16 protein-coding genes and 1 pseudogene are annotated in these 20,291 nt (G+C 60.0%); 9 read left to right on the top strand and 8 right to left on the bottom strand.

Annotated features, from left to right (window positions below; translation table 11 throughout):
* Positions 1-44: 44 nt before the first annotated feature.
* The 3 genes from ACNANG_RS25920 to ACNANG_RS25910 are packed head-to-tail and all read left to right on the top strand — an operon-like array spanning position 45 to position 2,739.
* Positions 45-1,187: an aromatic ring-hydroxylating oxygenase subunit alpha gene (locus tag ACNANG_RS25920; protein ID WP_407792364.1), complete on the top strand. Its 1,143-nt coding sequence runs from the start codon at positions 45-47 to the stop codon at positions 1,185-1,187.
* Positions 1,184-1,522, top strand: coding sequence for a non-heme iron oxygenase ferredoxin subunit (locus ACNANG_RS25915; protein ID WP_407792363.1), 339 nt, complete (start codon positions 1,184-1,186; stop codon positions 1,520-1,522). The genes ACNANG_RS25920 and ACNANG_RS25915 overlap by 4 nt, the downstream gene beginning before the upstream one ends.
* Entirely contained in the window at positions 1,519-2,739 is a 1,221-nt protein-coding gene (locus tag ACNANG_RS25910; RefSeq protein ID WP_407792362.1) for an NAD(P)/FAD-dependent oxidoreductase, read from the top strand. The genes ACNANG_RS25915 and ACNANG_RS25910 overlap by 4 nt, the downstream gene beginning before the upstream one ends.
* Before the next feature lie 797 nt (positions 2,740-3,536).
* On the opposite strand, the gene ACNANG_RS25905 is transcribed toward ACNANG_RS25910, so the two are convergent.
* Positions 3,537-4,799: a citrate synthase gene (locus ACNANG_RS25905; RefSeq protein ID WP_407792361.1), complete on the bottom strand. Its 1,263-nt coding sequence runs from the start codon at positions 4,797-4,799 to the stop codon at positions 3,537-3,539.
* A gap of 164 nt (positions 4,800-4,963) precedes the next feature.
* Here ACNANG_RS25905 and ACNANG_RS25900 point away from each other — a divergent pair, with 164 nt between their 5' ends.
* From ACNANG_RS25900 to ACNANG_RS25880, 5 genes are all read left to right on the top strand, one after another.
* Positions 4,964-5,734 carry an SDR family NAD(P)-dependent oxidoreductase gene (locus tag ACNANG_RS25900; protein WP_407792360.1) on the top strand — a complete coding sequence of 257 codons (771 nt, stop codon included), beginning with the start codon at positions 4,964-4,966 and terminating at the stop codon, positions 5,732-5,734.
* An 85-nt stretch (positions 5,735-5,819) separates the two neighbouring features.
* The gene (dctP, locus tag ACNANG_RS25895; protein WP_407792359.1) at positions 5,820-6,794 is read left to right on the top strand and encodes a TRAP transporter substrate-binding protein DctP; all 975 of its coding nucleotides are present in this window, start codon (positions 5,820-5,822) and stop codon (positions 6,792-6,794) included.
* Positions 6,791-7,339 carry a TRAP transporter small permease gene (locus ACNANG_RS25890; protein ID WP_407792358.1) on the top strand — a complete coding sequence of 183 codons (549 nt, stop codon included), beginning with the start codon at positions 6,791-6,793 and terminating at the stop codon, positions 7,337-7,339. Before dctP ends, ACNANG_RS25890 begins: the two co-directional genes overlap by 4 nt.
* Before the next feature lie 34 nt (positions 7,340-7,373).
* Positions 7,374-8,690 carry a TRAP transporter large permease gene (locus tag ACNANG_RS25885; RefSeq protein ID WP_407792357.1) on the top strand — a complete coding sequence of 439 codons (1,317 nt, stop codon included), beginning with the start codon at positions 7,374-7,376 and terminating at the stop codon, positions 8,688-8,690.
* 24 nt (positions 8,691-8,714) lie between these two features.
* Positions 8,715-10,226, top strand: a complete 1,512-nt coding sequence (locus ACNANG_RS25880) for an aldehyde dehydrogenase family protein (protein WP_407792356.1) — start codon at positions 8,715-8,717, stop codon at positions 10,224-10,226.
* A 653-nt stretch (positions 10,227-10,879) separates the two neighbouring features.
* Here ACNANG_RS25880 and ACNANG_RS25875 read toward each other — a convergent pair.
* The 4 genes and pseudogenes from ACNANG_RS25875 to ACNANG_RS25860 form a co-directional block, all read right to left on the bottom strand.
* Positions 10,880-11,095 (bottom strand): tripartite tricarboxylate transporter substrate-binding protein, encoded by a 216-nt coding sequence (locus ACNANG_RS25875; protein WP_407792355.1) that lies wholly within the window; start codon positions 11,093-11,095, stop codon positions 10,880-10,882.
* A gap of 743 nt (positions 11,096-11,838) precedes the next feature.
* Positions 11,839-13,302 carry an aldehyde dehydrogenase gene (locus ACNANG_RS25870; RefSeq protein ID WP_407792354.1) on the bottom strand — a complete coding sequence of 488 codons (1,464 nt, stop codon included), beginning with the start codon at positions 13,300-13,302 and terminating at the stop codon, positions 11,839-11,841.
* Positions 13,299-14,286, bottom strand: a pseudogene (locus tag ACNANG_RS25865) (aldo/keto reductase). Before ACNANG_RS25865 ends, ACNANG_RS25870 begins: the two are co-directional and overlap by 4 nt.
* 81 nt (positions 14,287-14,367) lie before the next feature.
* On the bottom strand, positions 14,368-15,372 hold the full coding sequence (locus tag ACNANG_RS25860; protein ID WP_407792353.1) for a Bug family tripartite tricarboxylate transporter substrate binding protein: 1,005 nt from the start codon (positions 15,370-15,372) through the stop codon (positions 14,368-14,370).
* 197 nt (positions 15,373-15,569) lie between these two features.
* Between ACNANG_RS25860 and ACNANG_RS25855 the strand changes: the two genes are divergently transcribed.
* Entirely contained in the window at positions 15,570-16,367 is a 798-nt protein-coding gene (locus ACNANG_RS25855) for a helix-turn-helix transcriptional regulator (RefSeq protein WP_407792352.1), read from the top strand.
* Between the two features lie 1,097 nt (positions 16,368-17,464).
* On the opposite strand, the gene ACNANG_RS25850 is transcribed toward ACNANG_RS25855, so the two are convergent.
* Genes ACNANG_RS25850 through ACNANG_RS25840 form a run of 3 tightly spaced genes read right to left on the bottom strand, consistent with a single transcriptional unit; the run spans position 17,465 to position 20,156 of the window.
* The gene (locus tag ACNANG_RS25850) at positions 17,465-18,406 is read right to left on the bottom strand and encodes a LysR family transcriptional regulator (protein WP_407792351.1); all 942 of its coding nucleotides are present in this window, start codon (positions 18,404-18,406) and stop codon (positions 17,465-17,467) included.
* Between the two features lie 56 nt (positions 18,407-18,462).
* On the bottom strand, positions 18,463-19,440 hold the full coding sequence (locus ACNANG_RS25845; protein ID WP_407792350.1) for a Bug family tripartite tricarboxylate transporter substrate binding protein: 978 nt from the start codon (positions 19,438-19,440) through the stop codon (positions 18,463-18,465).
* A 23-nt stretch (positions 19,441-19,463) separates the two neighbouring features.
* Entirely contained in the window at positions 19,464-20,156 is a 693-nt protein-coding gene (locus tag ACNANG_RS25840; protein WP_407792349.1) for a hypothetical protein, read from the bottom strand.
* Between the last annotated feature and the right edge of the window lie 135 nt (positions 20,157-20,291).

The following is a 20,291-nucleotide window of genomic DNA, read 5'->3' as shown; positions in this document are numbered from 1 at the left end:
TCATAGACTGAGCGCTTGCGTTACCTAACTACGTGGAGACTGTTATGGAAGAAGCTCTCAATCAAATCAGAACGCTCGCCAGCGGCTTTGAAAAAACGCGCGATCATTTGCTTCGCGCGCGTCATCTCCCAGGAGACGTATACAGCTCGAACGAGATCTATGCGCTGGAAAAAGATCGGATTTTCATGACTCACTGGCTGTCTGTCGGACGTGTCGAGGAGATTCCAAATGTAGGGGATTACATGACGTTCAGCGTCATGAACGAACCCATCATCATTTCTCGGACGGGGCCCGAAACAGTCAACGTATGCATGAACATGTGCTTGCACCGTGGCGTTGCCGTGGCCAGCGGATGCGGACACGCCAAGGACTTCAGCTGCCCATATCACGCGTGGCTTTTCGACGTTGGCGGTAAGTTAATCGCGGCGCCAGGGATGAAAGAGTCTGAGGTCGATTTCCGGGATGCGAAACTCAAACAACTTCCGGTAAAAATATGGCGCGGTTGGATCTTCACTAATTTTTCGTCAGAGCCGCCATCTTTTGAAGACTACATCGAGCCCTACGAGCGAGAACTGTGGTGGTTCCAGTCCGGCGAATGCCGCCTGGCTGACAAGGTAGAGATCGACGTGAAGTGCAACTGGAAGTTTCTCGTCGAAAATTTGATCGATATTTATCACGTTGGCGTCATTCACAAGAGCACCTTTGGCGGGTTCGTCAAAGGAGAGAAAATTGGATTTCAACTAGAGAAAGACGGCGGATGGCACACACAGTACCAAGCAAGACCGCATTCCAAAAGCGGTGAGCAGGTGTTCCCCACACTGCCCTGGGCGAAAGAGGAAAGCTCGGGTATCGCGTGCAAGGCAGGAATTTATCCGAATCTGAACCTGTCGATGCGTTCGGACAGTCTACGGATGTGGCACGTGTGGCCCATGTCGCCGGATAGCACGCGGATTGTTTGTTATTTGCTGTTCCCGGAAGCCGCTTTTTCTATCCCAAACTATGATGAAGAAATGACTAAGTACAAGTCGTTCGTGCGCCAGATCATCACTGAGGACGCCGTAATGGTGGAGTCGCTACAGAACGCATCAGGGTCACGCTTCTTCGTGCCCGGGCCCATGGCGCCTCTTGAGCAGGCGTTGCACCATATGGAAAAGCATTACATAGACCTGATGACGAGCGCGACATGACTGCCGCAAACTGGACTCCAGTTGCCATCTACGACGAGATACCTGAAGACGGCACCATGCTCGCGCAGGCCCACGGGGTCCCGGTATGCCTTTACAAACTGGAGGGGCAAATTTTTGCGACTGACAATAGATGCAGTCATGGCGACGCTGACCTGTCGGATGGCTTGGTGCAAGACGGCTGTCTCATCGAATGTCCCCTGCATGAAGGTACATTCGACATACGGACCGGCAAAGCCATCGGCGCGCCATGTACCGAGGACATCCGCACACACGACATCCGAGTCGAGGATGGCGTCGTGTTGCTACATCTGAGCGGCGCACCGGAGACATCATGAATGTCGTCATCATCGGCGCCGGACAAGCTGGCGCTTGGACTGCTCGCTCCCTCAGAACGGAGGTGCCGGATGCGCACATTACGTTGATCGGCGACGAGCCGCACGCGCCTTATGAGCGTCCGCCGCTATCGAAGGGAGTTTTGGCAGGACATCAGGAGGCGCCACCCTGCCTGCTATCCGCCACGCAGGCGCAAGACCTGAATATCGACCTGCAGCTGTCCAGCTTGGTCACCCGCATCGATCGTAGCTCGCGCACCGTGTGGCACGGTGCTGAGGCCCGTCTGCCTTACAGTCATCTCGTGCTGGCCACCGGCGGGCGAGCCCGCCCGGCAGTCGTCAGCGGGGCGGATCTGCCGGGCGTGCACACTTTGCGCAGCATGCAAGACGCAGTCCGGCTCCGCGAGGCAATGCGCAGCGCCCAGCGCTTGCTGGTAGTCGGTGGCGGGTGGATAGGCCTGGAGGTGGCCGCAACGGCTCGTCGAATGGGGCTGGACGTTTTGCTGATCGAACATGGCCCGAGGCTCTGTGCTCGCTCGGTGCCGCCTGCCATTTCTGATGTCCTGCTGCAAATGCATCGCCGGGAAGGCGTCGAGGTGCAGTTCGGGACCACCCTGCTGAGCATGGCTGCGCGTTCAGACGGCGCAGGCCTTGTTGCTGAGACATCGACAGGCCAAGCGGAATCGGTCGACCTAGTTGTGCTCGGCATGGGCCTCGTCCCCAATGTGGAGTTAGCACTGGCGTGCGGACTGGATGTGAACGACGGGGTCGTTGTAGACGTCACAGGCCGCACATCGGATCCCCTTATCTATGCGGTAGGCGATGTGGCCCGGCGACCGTGTGCATGGCCTGGCGCAATCGCAGGTTCGACGTCTCGCATGGAGTCCTGGGCAAACGCGCAGAACGAAGGTATCGCACTGGGCAGAACGCTGGCTGGACGGGAGAGAACAGCTCCCGAACTACCCTGGTTCTGGTCCGACCAGTACGACAGTCATCTTCAGGTCCTGGGAGTCCCGCAGGGCTCTCCTGAAACTATCCTGCGCGGCTCTGTGGCCGACGGAAAGTTCTGCATGTTCGAGATGGTCGACGGCCGATTCCAATCGATGATCGCTGTCAACATGCCCAAGGAGATCAAATTAGCCAAGCGTTGGAACAAGCAGAATCGGTGGCCGAGCGCATCAGCCCTGGCTGACACGACTGTCGCTCTCGAAACGCTATAGGGGCTGCAAAGCCACCTCACTGCGCGTGTCGCCCGCAGACCGGACGACACGCGCCGAGGACTGTCCGATTTGCTCGATATCACGCGCATTAGGCGAAGCTACGAGTGAAGCAACCGTGTTGACGTGGTAGGTTTTCTCGACCGTGGAGCGCGCATGCCGGCCAGTCTCCTTCACGTCGGACACCGCTGGAATTGCTGAGTACACCAACGCGATCCTGGCCGAACTAGGGGTGGACGAGGAAACCGTCGCTGCGCTGCGATGGGGGTCAACTGGCCTGATACGGAACGAGGATGGCCATGGATTTCGATATACCTGGCGACCTGCAGACGCTGCGCCGTTCGGCCTGCGCTTCGTGAATAAGGAGCTGATGCCAATGGGAGCCGAGTTCGCGAACGAGCCCGATACCCCTGGCGAGCTGCTGGCACGCTTGCGGGCGCGCACCCGGAGGAAGGCTTTCTGCGCCTTGGACCTGTGTTAGTGAACCCCTTGATGAGGACCCCCACCAGCGCCAGCGTGCTGCCAAAGCCTATGGCCATGCCGACCCGCGTCCAGCAAAGAATATGGCGTCTTACGTCATGTCTGTCGGTTGCTTCGGAAAGTAAAAACCCGGCAAAAGCAGCGTCTGCGGCGTCCATGCTCTCACTGATAGATGATGCCGTTGGTGTCCTGCACCACTTGTTTCTAGCGCTGGCCACCATGGCTCGTACGGATCGGAGAATAGTTAGAAGTCGAAGACAATAAAAAGCTCTGGGCATCGCGGCAACGAAGCACCCTCTCGGCCGCCAAACCGGCACTCTTTAGTAATTGCGTGGGCGCAACTGGGAGCCGGCCAAGCGCTGTTCAAGGACGTGTGCGATCCACCCGGCGGTGCGTCCCATTCCCCAGAGCCCACTGGCCGTGCATTCGGGCAGACCTGCCGCCAAGCACAACGCCGCCAGGCCCATCTCGATATTGGGCCGCAGCCCGAGCTGTGCCGTCGCGCACTCTATGAAGCGGAACGCCATCTCTGCTTCACGCGACGGCGTGCCGAGCTGATATGCGATCTCGATAAGCTGGCAGGCACGCGGATCGCCCTTGGGGTACTGCGCAATGGTGAAGCCGGGCAGCCGCTCCCCGTTGCGTTCGGCCTGTTCAACCCGCGCCTGGATGTGCCTCGGCGTATCGAAACTGCGGATGAGCTGTTCCGAAAGATCGCAGCCGCCTGCCAGTGTGCTGCCGACGTGCGTGGCTAGCGCCGCAACCACGCAGGCGTGCAGCCCCGAGCCGGCTGAAGCGGCGATGCGCGCAGCGAACGTGGCGGACGACAAATCGTGATCTGCGCCCAGGATGAGTACAGCGTTCACCGCGTCCACGAGCTTAGGCGTGGTTGCCATGCCCAGGGCTTGCAAGACGTGCTCGGCGAGAGGCTGCTCGCCTTGGATTGCCCAGTACCGGCGGCCAGGGCCCAGCAAGCCAAAGCAGCCTGCGAAGGCGAACAACATCTGCCGCGAATAGCGAGTAATTGACCCGCTGCGCAACTCCTCCCCCAGCGTGCCCCCGCCCATGGCCGTAGCCGCGATGGAGAAGACGCGCATCATGCGCAGCTGCGGCATACGCTGCACGCACATTGCGTCGATGATGGCCTGGATGTCGACGTCGGCAGGTTCCGCCGGCCAAACGTGGCGGCTCCCCGGCAGTACGCCAGACCACAGCAACTCGGCCACGTTTTCGAAAGCACCGGGATAGCGCACGATGTCGGCGGCGAGGTGGCCCCGATAACGGGGACCCTCCGGAGTAATCACGGTGATGCTGCTTCTGATCACCGGCGAACTTGCGCCGGACGCGCTTCCCGCCGGGCCGCGCGCCGGGCCGCGTGCGAGCAATTCCTCGACCTCGTCCCGCCGATAGAGGTTGGCGCGTGTGGCGGCCCGGGCAACAGGATGGAGCCGGCCGCGGCTGACATACGTGTAGAGCGTCGCTAACTTGACGCCGAGCATCGTGCATGCCTGTTTGGCGCTAATGAACTCGGCATCCTGGGCGATCGAAGCGTCGATGTTCGTCGAAGGCTGGCTTGAAGGCATGAGAGCAGATCCTATCCGTCCGGGGGTTTACGTTGATCGACATCGAATCGAGGTTGAATCGATGATGTTCATATCATAGACTCATCGCACACAAACCGAGCTTATCGCAAACGAATCAAGGGCCCACGTCCCGCGTGACAGGTCCCACTTCAAGGAGACATACCGTGCCAGCCAGTCCCATCCCTTCCACCGATCGAGTCGTTGTCATTACGGGCGCAGCACAGGGCATTGGACGCGCTCACGTTCTCACGTTCTGCGGACTTGGCTATCGTGTCGCGGCGCTGGACATCAACGGCGATGCCGCGCGCAAAGTGGCCGAGGAAGCGGCCGCGCTAAACGGAACGTGCCGGGCCTACCAGGTGGACGTGGGAGACGAGGCTTCGGTTGCCGCGGCCAGCGAACAGGTGCTGGCGGATTTCGGCCGCGCCGATATCCTCTTCAACAACGCGGCCATTTTCTCCACTCTGAAGATGCGCCCTTTCGACCAGATCCCGCTGGACGAGTGGACGCGCGTGCTGCACGTCAATATCACCGGCACCATGCTGATGGCACGCGCGCTGGCGCCCGCCATGCGCGAGCGAGGCTGGGGGCGCATCATCAACGTATCCTCGGCCGCCGTCGTGATGGGCCGGCCTCACTACCTGCACTACACCACGTCGAAGGCTGCGGTGATCGGGATGACCCGCTCGCTGGCACGCGAGCTGGGCCCCAGCGGCATCACCGTGAATGCCCTGCTGCCTGGCGCCACTGATACCGAGGTGCAGCGCGAAACCGTCACCCCCGAGCAGAAACAAGCTCAGGTCGCCATGCGCTGCGTGCAGCGTGAAGCCACGCCCGACGACCTGACCGGCGTCGTGGCTTTTCTTGCCTCGGAAGCGAGCGGCTTCATCACTGGCCAGTCCCTTGTAGTCGACGGTGGACTGAGCTTTCTCTGACTCCATTCCAACCCCGTCGCCGCACGTACCGGGCAGTTGCCGGAAGTCGTCGGGACGTTGCTACATAACAGCGAGGAGACGTCGCATGAAATCGAATATCTGTTCAATTCTGGCCTCGGCCGCGATAGCCATGACGCTGTTGGCGCCGGCGTCGGCCCAACAGGTGACACTGCGGGCGGTGAGCGCTTGGCCCGAAGGAAACTTGTTCTCGCAAAACTTCGAGAAGTTCGTCAAAAAGGTCAACGAAGACGGGAAAGGCGTCATCCAGATCCAATACCTAGGCGGTGGCGCCAAGGTGATGCCACCTTTCGAAGTGGGCAACGCTGTCAAGACCGGCGTTGTCGACGTGGCCAATGTGACCGGCAACTTCTACACCAACCTGCTGCCGGAAGCCGACGCGCTATCGGTGAGCACCGTGCCCGTGCAGGAATGGGATGCTAACGGCACGCGCGGCTACATCAACGAGATCTGGGGAAAGAAGCTCAACGTGCGCTACCTGGGGCGCGCTGTCGACCAGATGCCGTATCACCTGTTCCTCAAGAAGCCCATCAGCGGCGCCGACTTGAGCGGCCTGCGTCTGCGCGGCATTCCCATCTATCGTTACTTCTTCGAGCAGTTGGGCGCCTCCGTACTCACCATTGCTCCCGGTGAACTCTACACGGCGCTGGAGCGCGGCGTGGTCGACGGGTACGGCTGGCCCGTGTCGGGGCTGTTCGATCTGAGCCTGCAGGAACAGACGCGCTATCGAGTGGAGCCGGGTTTCTACAACACCGAAGTCGGCGTCCTGATCAACCTGAACCGCTGGAACAAGCTCAACGACGCACAGAAAGAAGTCCTGACGACGGCCGCGCGCTGGATGGAAGATCTCAACCTGCAGAATGCTCAGGCATGGCAGGAAGAAAAGAAGCGTCAGGCGGCCGCTGGCATTAAGACTCTGGAGCTGACCGGCGCGGACCGGGAAGCCTTTCTTAAGACGGCCCAGAAATCCGTGTGGGCGGGCATCGACAAGCTCAGCCCGCAGCATGGGCCTAAACTGCGTGAACTCCTGGTCAAGCCATGAACAAGGCCACGGCTTCCCCTTTTGGGTTGCTCGAGCGCTTGGACCGTTGCTACGGTCGCATGCTCGACGGCCTAGCTTTCCTCGCCTGCCTGCTGATCGCGTCTATGGTCATCGTCATCTGCGCCGACGTGGTGATGCGTGGCCTGCGGCGGGGCAATCTGTCCTGGGCACCGGAAGTGGCCGAGTACGCGCTGTACCTGGCCACCTTCCTCGCCGCGCCGTGGCTGTTACGCCTAGGTCAGCACATTCGCATGGATATCGTGCTGCGCGCTGTACCCCCCCGGGTGGCATGGTCGCTCGAACTCGCCATGGACGTAGTGGGCGCCAGCATCTGCGCCGTGCTCGCAGTCGGCACTGCGCGGGTCGCCTTAGCGAGCGCTGAGCAGGGGTCGCTCGTGCTCAAGATCCTCGTGCTGCCAGAATGGGGGATCCTCGTCCCGGCCTGCGTGCTGTTCTTCATTTTGTTTGTCGAGTTCTTGTTCCGACTGCGCCGACTGTGGCGGGGTCCCAAAACGGTGCGGCAGGAAGCCACCTCCGCCGCATGAGCGCCCTTCTCTTTCTTCCCAGGAGCCACTTCGCATGGACTGGATTTTCAACCTGACGCTGCTGCTGGGCGGCGTCATGGGCTTCATGCTGCTCGGCCTGCCGGTCGCGCTCGCCTTTCTCGCAGCCAACGTCGTAGGCGCCTTTCTGTTCATGGGCGGACTGGCCGGCATCGACCAGTTGGCGCGCAACTCCATCGCATCGGTCATCACATTCTCCCTGACACCTGTTCCGATGTTCGTCCTTATGGGCGAGGTGTTGTTCCAGACCGGCCTGGCCCTCAAGGTCATCGACGGGTTCGATCGCCTCATCTATCGCATGCCGGCGCGGCTGCCCGTCGTCTCTATCGTAGCCGGCACTGCCTTCTCCGCCGTGTCGGGATCGACCATCGCCACGACGGCCATGCTGGGCCGCTCCATGACCCCGGTCATGCTCGACAAGAAATACCATCCGAGCATGGCCATGGGACCGATCATCGCAATCGGCGGCGTGGACATGCTCATCCCGCCCTCTGCCCTGATCGTACTGTTCGGCAGCCTGGCCAACATCTCCATCACCAAGTTGCTCTTCGCGGGTATTGTGCCAGGCTTGCTACTCTCGCTGGCCTTCGTCGTGTACATCATCGCCCGCGCCAAACTGAGTCCGCATCTGGTACCGCAGAATGACACGGGTATCCGCTATGACGGCTGGGAGAAGTATCGGCCGTTCGTGCTATATGTGCTGCCTCTGCTGTCGATTTTCGGCGTGGTCATCGGCGCCATGACGGGCGGCCTTGCCACGCCCACGGAGGCAGCCGCGCTGGGCGTGGCGGGCACAGTGGTGCTAGCGACTTTGTACCGTGCGCTGAACTGGCGCAACATGCTCGCAGCGCTGAAGGGCACCGTGCAGATATCCGGCATGATCCTCTTCATCATCGTAGGCGCCACCGCCTTCTCACAACTGCTCGGCATGTCCGGCGCCACTAACGCGCTGCTGGGCAGCATCGGGGAGTTCGGTCTGTCGCCAACGGCGTTGCTCGTGGCCATGGTTGTCATCCTACTGCTGCTGGGCAGCTTCGTTGATCAGATCAGCATGATGCTGCTCACCCTGCCCTTTTTCATGCCGCTGGTGATCGGCGCGGGCATCGACCCGATCTGGTTCGGCGTGCTGTTTCTCATTTCGATGCAGCTTGGCCTCATGACGCCGCCATTCGGCCTGCTACTGTTCACGATGAAAGGGGTGGTGCCGCCCGACATCACTATCAACCAGGTGTTCCTCTCGGCTGTACCCTTCGTCGTGATCAGCCTGCTCATGCTGGTGGCCGTCTTCTTCTTGCCCGCTATTGCCACCTGGCTGCCCGCAGCTCTGGGATAGCCTTTTCAAACTGGATGGAGCCCCATGTCTTCAATCGCCTCACCCACCACACCGCCACCTTTGGATCCGGCACGTCGCCTCACCGACGCGCTGCCCACGCACCTGACGCACTTCTGGGCAGGCCAGTGGCAGTCCGCCCAGGGCAAGGACCGCCTGGATGCATTCAATCCCAGCACGGGGGAGCGCCTGGCCAGCCTCCCCGTGGCCCAGCCCGCCGAGGTCGACGCAGCGGTGCGCGCGGCGGCGCAGTCTTTCCCGGACTGGCGGCGCACGCCGCCCTTGGAGCGCGCCCGCATGCTTCGTCTGGCCGCAGCGCGCATCCGCGAACACGCTGCCGAGCTGGCCTTGATTGACGCGGCCGGCTGCGGTAATCCGGTCACGGCCATGCTGTTCGACGCCGAAATCGCCGCCACCCAACTTGAGTATTTCGCCGGCTTGGTGCTGGAGATCAAAGGCGAGACGATTCCCACTGGCAACGGCTCGCTCAACTACACACAACGCGAACCGTTGGGCGTGGTCGCCCGGATCTTTCCGTTCAATCATCCCTTCATGTTCGCGGCGGGCAAGATCGCCGCGCCGCTGGCCGCCGGCAATACCGTGGTGATCAAGCCGCCCGAGCAGGCGCCGCTGTCGACCCTGCGCCTGATGGAACTGCTCGCGGACGTGTTCCCGCCCGGCGTGCTGAACTGCGTCCTGGGGGGCCGCGACACCGGGGCGACGCTGGTGGCGCATCCCACCGTCGCCGCGGTCGGCCTCATCGGCAGCGTGCAGGCGGGCCGGGCGGTGCTGGCTGCCACGGCCCACGACATGAAGCACACGCTGCTAGAACTGGGCGGCAAGAACGCGATGATCATCTTCCCCGATTCCGACTTCGAGCGCGCCGTCGCCGGGGCCGTGCGCGGCATGAACTTCACGTGGTGCGGGCAGTCCTGCGGATCCACCAGCCGCCTTTTCGTCCACGAAAGTCTGCATGATCGCTTCGTGCAGGCCTTGGTCGAGCGGGTCGGGCGCGAGCATCGGCCCGGCATTGCCACCGACCCCGCGACTACGATGGGCGCGCTGGCGAGCCGGGCGCAGTATGAACGCACACTGGACTACATCGCCGTCGCACGGCAGGAAGGGGCCACGCTCGCCTGCGGCGGCGAGCATCCCGACGATCCGGCGCTGCAGCGTGGATGGTTCGTGGAGCCAACGATCTTCACCGACGTACGCCCAGACATGCGCATCGCGCAGGAAGAAGTCTTTGGCCCGGTCTTGTCGGTGCTGCGCTGGGAAGACGAGGCGTCACTGCTACAGGCGGTCAACGGGGTGGATTTCGGCTTGACGGCCTCGGTTTGGACGCGGGACTTGGCCACGGCTCATCAGATCGCATCTCAGATCCAGGCCGGCTACATCTGGGTGAACGACTGCTCCTCTCACTTCATGGGCGCTCCCTTCGGCGGGTACAAACGCTCGGGTAAGGGCCGAGAAGAGTCCAAGGAAGAGCTGTTCGAATTTACGCAAGTGAAGAACATCAACGTCTCCGTACAGCGCTGAGTAGGGCGCCGGACATTGATCGACGCCCCTTGCCCTTGCGACCAGGGTGCGCCCGCGCATGCATAAATACCGCGCTGGCTTACGCTTGGCGCGCAGTGCTCAAGGCTCGGAAAGCGCCTTCATGAACTTTCGCTTCCTGAGCGCAACTTTACGGGACCAGTGTGTGCGACCGGCCCGAGAAGTATGCGAACGGCCAGTCCGCGATCAAAGGCGTCGGTCAGCCGCACCATAGCGTGCCTGGAAGCGAAGCCAGACGTTGTGCTTCTCGAGCGTTCGTCACGTCGACTCCTGCTGCCGCCCTAGGGGTGAACTCTCCTGCCACCTTGCCAGCGTCACGATAACGGCATCGTCGAGGCGGATGCGGCTGTCGCAGCATGACCAGGCGGTGTCGGCGACAGAGTGGGTGTTGCCGGCGTACTCGAGGCAGGGGGTCAGCCCTTGCGCCCTTAGGCCTTTCACGACCTCCTCATCGCGCGCTGCGCGCGCCGCGTCCTGGGTGATCTTGTCAATGACCCTGCGTGGCGTGCCTGCAGTTGCTGTCAGTACATCCACAGCGAAGAATCGAAACCAGTCACACTGAGTTCATCTACGGTCGGCATGTCGGGCAGTTCGGGGGGTCCGCTCCAGCCACTGACCGCTACTGCTCGCAATCGTCAAGCGCTGACGAAAGACATGAGCGTATTCGGAATGCTGAACAACACCTGAACTCGCCCTGAGTCCACATCACTCACGGCAGGCACTCCACCGCGGTAAGGAATATGGACGGTGTCCGTATCCGTCATCGACTTGAACAGCTCGGCCTTCAGACAATGCGGCGTCCCGACGCCAGCCGATGCGTAGCTCAGTGCCCTGGGTGGTCTTTGGCGCACCGGATCAACTCCTCCACGGACGTCACCGTAAGGTCAGCGCTGATGGCAAGCAGGCCCGGCGACGTCGCAGTCAGCGAGATCGGTTCGAAATCCTTGAGTGGGTCATAACTCACGGGCGATTTCCCACAATGACCGGTTGGCCCCAGTACTTGGCCAGCTTCTCGCTCAATACGCGAGCGACGACAGCATAGCCACCGTCAGGGTGTAGGGAACGACAAACTTGACAGGTTGTTCCTGGTAAGCATCCTCAGCTGACCAAATGATCTCGCCAGACAACGCGCTTGAAATGAAGGCACAAAATGGCCTGGCGCCATCGTGGGTTCGACGTCTTGCATGGAGTCCCTGGCCGATGCCAGAACGAAGGCATCGCACTGGGCAGAACGCTGGCTGGACGAGAGAGAACAGCGCCCGAACTGCCTTGGTTCTGGTCCGGCCAGTACGACAGTCATCTCAGGTCTTGGAAATCCCGCAGGGCCCTCCTCGACCCATCATGCGCGGCTCGTGCGACTGAAAGTTCTGCGTGTTCAAGATGGTCGACGGCCGATTCCAATCGATGATCGCATGTCAGCATGCCCAAGGAGATTGACCAAGCGTTGGAACAAGCAGAATGGGTGGCCGAGCACACCGGCCTTGGCTGATCCGACCGTCCCTCTCGAAACGCTATGGAGGCTGCCAGGCCACCTCCCTGCGCGTGTCGCCCACACCGGACGTCGCGCGCAGATGGCTGTCCCATTCGCTCGGTATCACGCGCCCGGAGGCCAGGCCACGGGTGAAGCAGCCGTGTTGACGTAATAGCTTTTCTCGACCATGTAAGCGCGCATGCCCGGCCAGCCTCCTTCACGCCCGACGCCGCTGGACTTGTTGCCGCCGAAGGGCATGTTTACCGCGGTAATTTTGTAGGTATTGATCCATACCACCCCGGTATTAATCCTTCGGGCCAATCGCAACGCGCGGGCGTGATCACGCGTCCAGATGCCGCAAGCTAGGCCAAAGTCGTTGTCGTTTGCCTGACGCAGCAAATCCTCGTCATCCTTGAAAGGAATGATGCACCCGACCGGACCGAATACTTCTTCACGAGCGATAGCCATCCGGTTGTCGGTCGCCAGCAACGTGGGCTCCAGGTAGGCACCTGCCGCCAATGAAGCGGCACGGGGTCGTCCGCCACCCGTGAGAATCGAGGCTCCGTCCGTGCGGGCAGTTTCAAGCATGCGCTCGATCTGCTCGCGATGTCCGAAGCTTGCCAACGGCGCGATGGCCGTCGTGGCGTCGTAGGGGTCGCCCACACGCAATGCTTGAGTTGCTGCAACCAGTCGACTGACGAATGCGTCGTAGACAGATTCCTGCACAAAAATTCTCGAGCCAGCGAGACAAGACTGCCCTGCATTATGGAAGATAGCAATCATCGCACCGGGCACGGCCAATTCCAGATCGGCATCGTCGCACACAATGTTTGGCGATTTTCCGCCAAGTTCGAGAATCGCTGGCCGAGCACGTGCTCCCATAATTTGCCCGATGGCACGACCCGTTCGAGTGCCGCCCGTGAACGTAACCATGTCGACGTCCGGGTGCGAGACCAGCGTGCGACCCGATTCCCCAGCTCCGGTTACCACGTTTAGTACACCGGCAGGAAATCCCGCCTCTAAGGCAAGCCGTCCATACTCCAATCCAATTTGGGGCGTGATTTCAGAGGACTTAAGCACGATGGCATTTCCCGCAGCCAGCGCAGGCGCCAGCTTTTGGGCCTCAAGTGTCAACGGCGAATTCCAGGGAGTGATAGCAGCCACAACACCGACAGGCTCATATTCACTAAAACCAAAATACGATCCGCGCGCAGGGACGACTTCCCCCTGAGATGTCTCGCAAACGGCAGCGTAATACCTGAAAAACTCGGCTGCTCCTGCGACCTGGGCGCGGCTCTCGGCTACTGTCTTGCCGTTGTCACGAGTCTGCGTGTCAGCCAGGTGCTCCGCGTTCGCTTCCACGAGATCCGCAAAGCGGTGCAGCAAACGGGATCGGCGGTGCGCTGGCATGTCGCGCCATTGTGGGTTGCCTAGCGCTTGCCTGGCCGAAGATATTGCATCATTGATATCTTCGATTGACGACTCTGCGACGACTGCGCTTACGCTGCTGTCGGCCGGGTAAATGGACTCAAACGTGGGCCGACCGACGTGGCGCCATTCGTTGCCGATTAGGAAGGGACGAATCATGAGGAAGCCTTTGAAGAAGAGGCGGGAGTAGATGAAGAGCCCAACACTGCCGTGAGGGCGGTTTCCTTGACGGCTTGAGGTCGATAGGGCGCTTCGAGAAAGGCCAAGTCTTCAGCACACAACTCGACATCAAGTGCAAGGACAGCTTCGTCAAGGTGGCTGTCGTCAAGCACGCCACACAGAATGGAACTTACCAAGGAATTCGACAGCACCCACGCCATCGCAAGCCGGGCCGGTGGAATGCTCTTTTGCGATGCCATGTCCAGGACCCGCTCGAGCACGGCCTGGTCCGCAGAGCCACCATACAGTGCGTGCGCCTTTGCATCGCTTGATGCGCGGGCCAACTCGTTCGCAGATTGCGATGTGGGCCGGTCCTCGCGGTTGCCCGCCAACCATCCCCTTGCAAGTGGGCTATAGACCATGACGCCAATGCCCTCCTGCTTACACAACGGCAACACATCACGCTCGTCCTCGCGATAGCACAGGTTGTATTGAATCTGTGCGACTGACATCGGCAGCCGATTGCGGAACGTTGACGTGTAAGAAGTTCGTGCCATGGCCCATGCTGGATAATTCGAAAGGCCCGTGTAGAGCACCTTACCTTCACGCACCAATTCCTCAAGTGCGTCGAGAGTTTCTTCAATCGGGGTGAGCGGATCGGGCTGATGCAACAGATAGATGTCGATATAGTCAGACTTCAATCGCTGCAGCGATTGATGCAAGCTGGTACGGAGATGCTTTCGTGACAGCCCCCCCGTTTGGTCCTGCTCGCATAGGCAACCCAACCTTGGTCGAGATCACCACCTCGTGGCGCGCATTGGCGCGCGCTACGGCGCCGCCGAGAATCTCTTCGCTGGCGCCATACGAATAAAAATCGGCAGTATCAAAGAAATTGATGCCGCAGTCTAATGCGCGCCTCACGAATCGCTCACCTGCGTCAGCGGAAAGGACCCAGGGCTGCCAGGAAGCGTCGCCGTAAGACATCATGCCCAGACATAGCTTGGACACTTGTAAGCCGCTGCGGCCGAGATTTGTGTATTTCATGTTGCCGTTACCCCTTGGAAATCACTCGTCGATCAGAATGTTGGATGCCTTGGCAACCTCCTGCCAGTTCCGGAGATCCTCGGCCAAGAATGAAGTGAGTGCAGGGCCTGTCAACAAACTGGGCTCAGCGCCTGCGGCCAGGAGTCGCTCGCGAAACGCTGGATCTTGCATGATTGCGGTGATCTCACTTGCCAGGCGGTCAACAATCGCGCCGGGCAGACCCTTCGGGCCGATCAACGTGAACATGGAGATGCCTTTGACCTCGGGAAAGCCAGCCTCTGCCGTCGTAGGCACGTTAGGTAGCAACGGATGACGCGTTGGCCCGGTCTGGGCGATCGGGTGGAGCTTATCCTGGCGGGATGCGACGTCGATCGGACCTAACACGCCCATGTCGATCTGGGCGCCCAGCAGATCCTGGACAATCTGCGAGCCACCCTTGTAAGGCACGTGCAGCAGATCCACGCTGACGCGCGAACGCAACTGCTCTCCCACCAAGTGAAGAATTCCTCCTGTGCCGCTCGATCCATAACTGACCTGCCCTGGATGCGCCTTGGCATATTCCACAAACTGCCGCAGCGTACGTGCCGACATGCGATCGCTCACTGTATAAACCAATCCGGTCGTCGCGACGCGAGCAATGGGGGTGAAATCCTTGAGCGCATCCCATGGCGGGCGCTTGCGGGTGCTAGGGAGGATCGTGAGATCGGACGCTGCCATCTGCAGCGTGTAACCGTCCGGCGCGGCGCGCATCACTGCCTCGCCTGCGATCTGCGTACTGCCACCAGGTCGATTTTCAATTAGCACTGGCTGACCGAGGCGTTGCTGCAAGGCCCCGGACAGAACGCGCGCAACAGAGTCGGTAGTGCCGCCTGGAGCAAAGCCCACAACGATTCGAATGGGCCGTGTTGGATACGCTTCTGCCGCCAGTGTGGAGGCTGACGTTAATGCAACGGACCAAGTCATCGCGAATAGCCATCCATGCAGCACCCTGCCCAGTAGGCTCTGTCTTGTTTTGATTTTCTTCATTGCTGTCTCCCTGTTGCTGTCTCGCGTTGAACCGTGTTGATCAACTTGTTTGTCGGTGGCAGTCTATGACTGCTGCTGCTGCTGCGCGTCCCCCCGTCGAGGGGACAAGGCGCTCCGGTGCATTCACCTATTGCGCAGTCCGGATACTGCGTCCATAGTGACGCGAGGCGAGTGCTGGCACTTAACAGGCGATCAACATGCTGCTCTTTGACATCACCACTGCTCCCAGCCGAGCGGCGGTACCGGCCGCCATGACCGCATCTTTGATCAACGCGATCGGCAGTCAGGACTGCAGCAGGCATCTACTCCAGGCCATGAATTACGTCGCGGAGTTCAGCCACTGCACCGTCTTTGAGTTTCGCGACAAGGGCACGCCTGCCTTTCTGGGGGCTTCCGGATGTCAGTCATCGGAAAGAGTGAATCGCTCGACGAAAGCGTATCTGGGACGCTTTCACTGCATTGAGCCTATGAGGTCGGTCATGCATGCAAAGGAGGATCGCATTTTCCTGCGACATCACACCGCTGCGGACCTCGAAGACGATGACTATCGGCGCATTTGCTACGACTCGGTCGCGATCATCGATCGACTTTCCATTGTGGCTAAGGCTAGAGACAACTCTTGGCTGATCGTGAACCTGTTCCGCGACGCGTATCAGGGCCCGTTGCCGGAAGACCGTCTGAACGCAGTCTCCCAATACGCTTCCCTCATCGTACTGGCCACGCGACAAGGGCTTGCCCTGGAGCGACAGCAACCGGACACTCGGGCGAACGCGCTGCCGATGTCCGACAATTTGCTCACAGCCACGCTTTCCCCTCGCGAGAAGCAGGTTTGCCGACGCATCCTGGCAGGTATGTCGCATGCAGCAATCGCCGAAGAGCTCGGCGTACTCATGTCGAGCGTTGTCACCTTCCGCAGACGTGCCTATGTGAAGCTGGACGTGAACAACGCGTGCGAGCTACGTCGGGCATTAAGTGGACCCGGTGACGAACACTAAGCAGCGCCAACACGTGCTCGGGCCTCCTAGCTCAAGGCCTTCAAGGCGCAACTAGTCGCCGGATCCGGGGAGCCGGAGGCCTCAGTCGCTATCGTCGCGTTGTCGTACGGCCCTAACACCGGTCTCTCGCACATTCGCTTGGAATCGGGCGAAAGTGCAGCACGCGCTAGTTGTTCGGGGCTTCGTGCCCGCACTCGCTAGGCCGTCCGGTGCTTTGGCATCGCATGGGAACCAGGTCACGGCGCGGCGATGTGCAATCTTCGTTGCGCGGCTTGACTGCGGTAAGTCTCGTCTTGCGTGTCGGTGCCGCAACGCGCTGGCCCAAGTGATCGCGTTGCTCGGCGTATCCAAACCACCTCGCGTCGCTTTGTTTGCCAACCGGCGGACGGCATGATCGGTGTACCGTCGTTAGCGCAGTCTGGGATGCCTTCAGTACTAACACGCGCGGCGTTCAAGCACACAGCCGGATATGAGTAGCACTTCCTGGGAAATTGACATAGGCGTCTCCCTCGCCAATTTGCTCGCCCCAGCCCTGGCGCTCCTGCAAAGCCCGCTTTACCGCTAAGGTAAGGTGCATGGCGCACCCCGCACGCCACTAGCAGAGAAAGACCCATGGACAGGCGTTTGAGATGAACGGCGCGTATGCGCAGTCGGAGGCGCAATGGCACGCTGGATGTTGATCAGCGTCGGCAGCTGCGCCAGGCTCGCACCAATATGATGACCGGAGCCTTGCAGTGCTCCTGACACGGCGCCAGCGCCTACCAGCACCGCTAGCGCAGGGGTTGTTTGGATTTCGCATTATGCTCGTTGTCCATTATTACCGACAGGCCGCACTGATGTAATTGCATGCAAGGCGAGGGCCACAACGCTCAGTCACCATCTGAGTGGCATCATCTTTCCTCCCGGATGTGCGCCAATCAACCGTTGTGGCCGGACTGGTTGTCATGGTCGGTAGGTGTCGTGAAATCCCTTGTCCGCGCCTGCCGTCCGCAGTAAATATTCATGATAAAAAAAGGTGCCCAGTACAACTCTCGCGTTATTAAGAGCGGGCGTTTCCGAAGCAGCCGCTGCCAAGTAATTCAAAGGGGCCAAGCGGATCAACGATGCTTGAGCACCCGCCGTACGAGGGTTCTCAACCACAGGTTGGATGCGTCCTTGTGATGCTTGGCGTGCCATACTTGAGTGATATCCACGGTCGGGCTCGGAAAAGGTAGTGGATGGGTCCGCAGGCGAGGGTTGTTTTTGAAGGCCAGCGATACGTCCATTGGGATGATGGCGACGAGTGTCGTGTTCGGAATTAAGCTTAGCAAACTAAGGAAGTGGGGAAGGACTAGGAATATGCGGCGCCTGATCTTCAGGTCCTGCATTGTCCTATCGATAACTTCCTGGCTTCGCCCTTCGGTCTTGATGGCGACATGGGTGCTTTCCATGAAGCCTTCCATTGACAACTGCCCGTTTTGGAGCCGCGGGTGGTCCTTGTCGCTCAGGCAGACAAAGCCGCTTGTGCGTAAAATGTTCTGCTGGAACATGCCCTGATTCTTCAAATCAGGGAAATAGCCGAGTGCAAGATCCACTACACCGGATTCAAGCGTTTCCTCGATTTTGGCAGCAATCGGGGAGACAGTTTTAAGCCGCACGTCTGGCGCGGTACGCCTGACCTCATCGACGATCGCCGGCAGATAGGCCGTTTCACCCACGTCGGTCATACAGAACGTGAACGTCTTGCCGGCCCGCGCTGCGTCGAACGGCTGTGTGCTCAAGATTTTTAGGCGCGTGACTTCCAGTACCTGCTGGATCGGCCCAGCCATCTCGATGGCCCTTGGCGTCGGGTGCATGTCATTCTTCACACGTACAAAAAGCGGGTCATCGAATAGTGTCCGCATTTTCGCAAGGGCATGACTCGTCGCTGGCTGGCTAAGTGCGAGTTTCTCGCTCGCCCTCGACACGCTGCGCGTCTCCCACAGCGCTTCAAATACAAGCAGGAAATTCAAGTCCAGTCCGTGCAAGCCCATAACGCCTTCCAGCAAAACCAAGATCATCCCACGAGCTGGCCGCCTGGAAGGCAAGGCTTTACCCGAAGTTGCGACACCCGCTGCTAGTCGATGCGCAGGCCAATGTCCTGAATTACGGTGGACCATTTGGCCGTTTGTGACTTGACGAACGCGGCAAGCTCTTGCGGCGAACTAGTCAGTGGTGCAAGCCCAATTTTTTCCAACTTCACTTTCGTATCTGCGCGATTCATCAACGCCGTGACCTCGCGGTTGAGTCGGTTGATAATTTCCGGAGGTGTGCCGGCTGGTGCGACTAAACTTTGCCACACGGAGACGTCATATCCAGGGACGCCCGATTCTGCGACGGTGAGCAAATCGGGCATCGCTGCTATGCGACGAGCGCCCATCACAGCTAACGGCCTGACCTTACCAGCCTGTGCGTTTGGGACAATAGTGGCCGCTGCTTCCATAGTCACCTGGACCTCGCCCCCCATCACAGCGACGATCGACGTTCCTCCACCCTTGTACGCCACAGGAGTCATGCGCACCTTGGCCATTTGATTGAGGAGCTCGCCGCCCACATGCATGGTCACAGTTCCATGGGCGAAGTTGATCTTGCCGGGACTTACCCGGGCCAGTGCCAACAACTGTGCGAGATTCTCTGCCGGAAACGAATTGTTTACGGCAATGATGCAAGGCACTTCTGCAACTAGGCCAATCGGTTCGAAGTCCTTTGCAGGATCGTAGGCGAGCTTGCTGTATAGGCTTGGATTCATGGCCAAAGTGGAATCGATCGCCAAGAGCAAGGTGTAACCATCCGGCGCAGCACGGGCGACCGTCTGCGCGCCGATAACTGTATTGGCTCCCCCTCTATTGTCGACGATGACCTGTTGACCCAACGATTCGCTCAAGCCTTGGGCGATGATCCGGCCAAGGATGTCTGCTGGCCCGCCGGCGGGAAACGGTACAACCAAGCGTACCGGGCGGGACGGGTACGACGCTGTGTCAGCCAGAACTTTGATCGGCATTAGAGCGATCAAGGCGCACGACAGCACAACGGTGAAAGGGCTCTTTGGCAGCATGTTTTGTCCTGATCGTGGAATTGTTATCGAGCGGAGCGGAGGGGTTGCATCAAAAGCTGACCGGCTCCCGAGATTGGATCGTCGATCCCGACGAGCGCCATGGCGTGCCAGAACGCAGCGCTGTTGCTCGTTATGACCGGTCGCCCCAATATTGCTTCCAAGTCATGTATCGCCTCCAACGATCGTGTCGCCGTGCAACTGATCACGTATGCGTCTGCGGACGGATCGCGATGGTCGATTGCAAATTCCTTCCATCGCTCAGGAGTAATGGCCATCATGTCGGCAACTCCTCGGAAGCCGAATCCTGCTATCGCACAAATATCAAACCCAGCACTTCGGAAGAACGTAGCTTCTCTAGCGTTTACCTCGTCGCAGTAGGGCGACAGCATCACAATGCGTCTCGCTTCCACGGCTGTTAGCGACGCAATAAGGGCTTGTGCAGTGGTGGTTGCGCGGCGTCCGCTCGATGACTCGATACGTCGCACAAGCTGCGCTTCGAGCGCTGCGCTGAATGACGATACGGCGGTGCAATGGAAAAGAATCAAGTCCGGTTCAGCATCGCGCAGAAGGCTTGCTGCCTCTTCAACGCTATCTGCCATCCGCATCAGTTCATGATGCGACGATCCGGTCAATGCAAGTCTGGTCGTATGCATGGAGACACAAGAAGGCATCAATGCAGCCAGCTGTGGCTCGGCAAGCTGATTTCCTGAAGGCAAGATTAGCCCCAGCCGGGCCCGAGTCCCATAGTTGATTGGTCTCACGAGTCCGTTCGGGATAACGTGCCCGGTCCATGTGCAATGTTCATGTCGTCCTCCGTTGGCATGCCGTGCTGGCGGCTTTTTTGCTTGGCT

It is taken from the genome of Pigmentiphaga litoralis (assembly GCF_048632615.1).
Classification (GTDB): Bacteria; Pseudomonadota; Gammaproteobacteria; order Burkholderiales; family Burkholderiaceae_B; genus Pigmentiphaga; species Pigmentiphaga litoralis_B.
The sequence above is the reverse complement of the archived record's forward strand: the minus strand, read 5'-3'. Positions and strand labels throughout refer to the sequence as shown.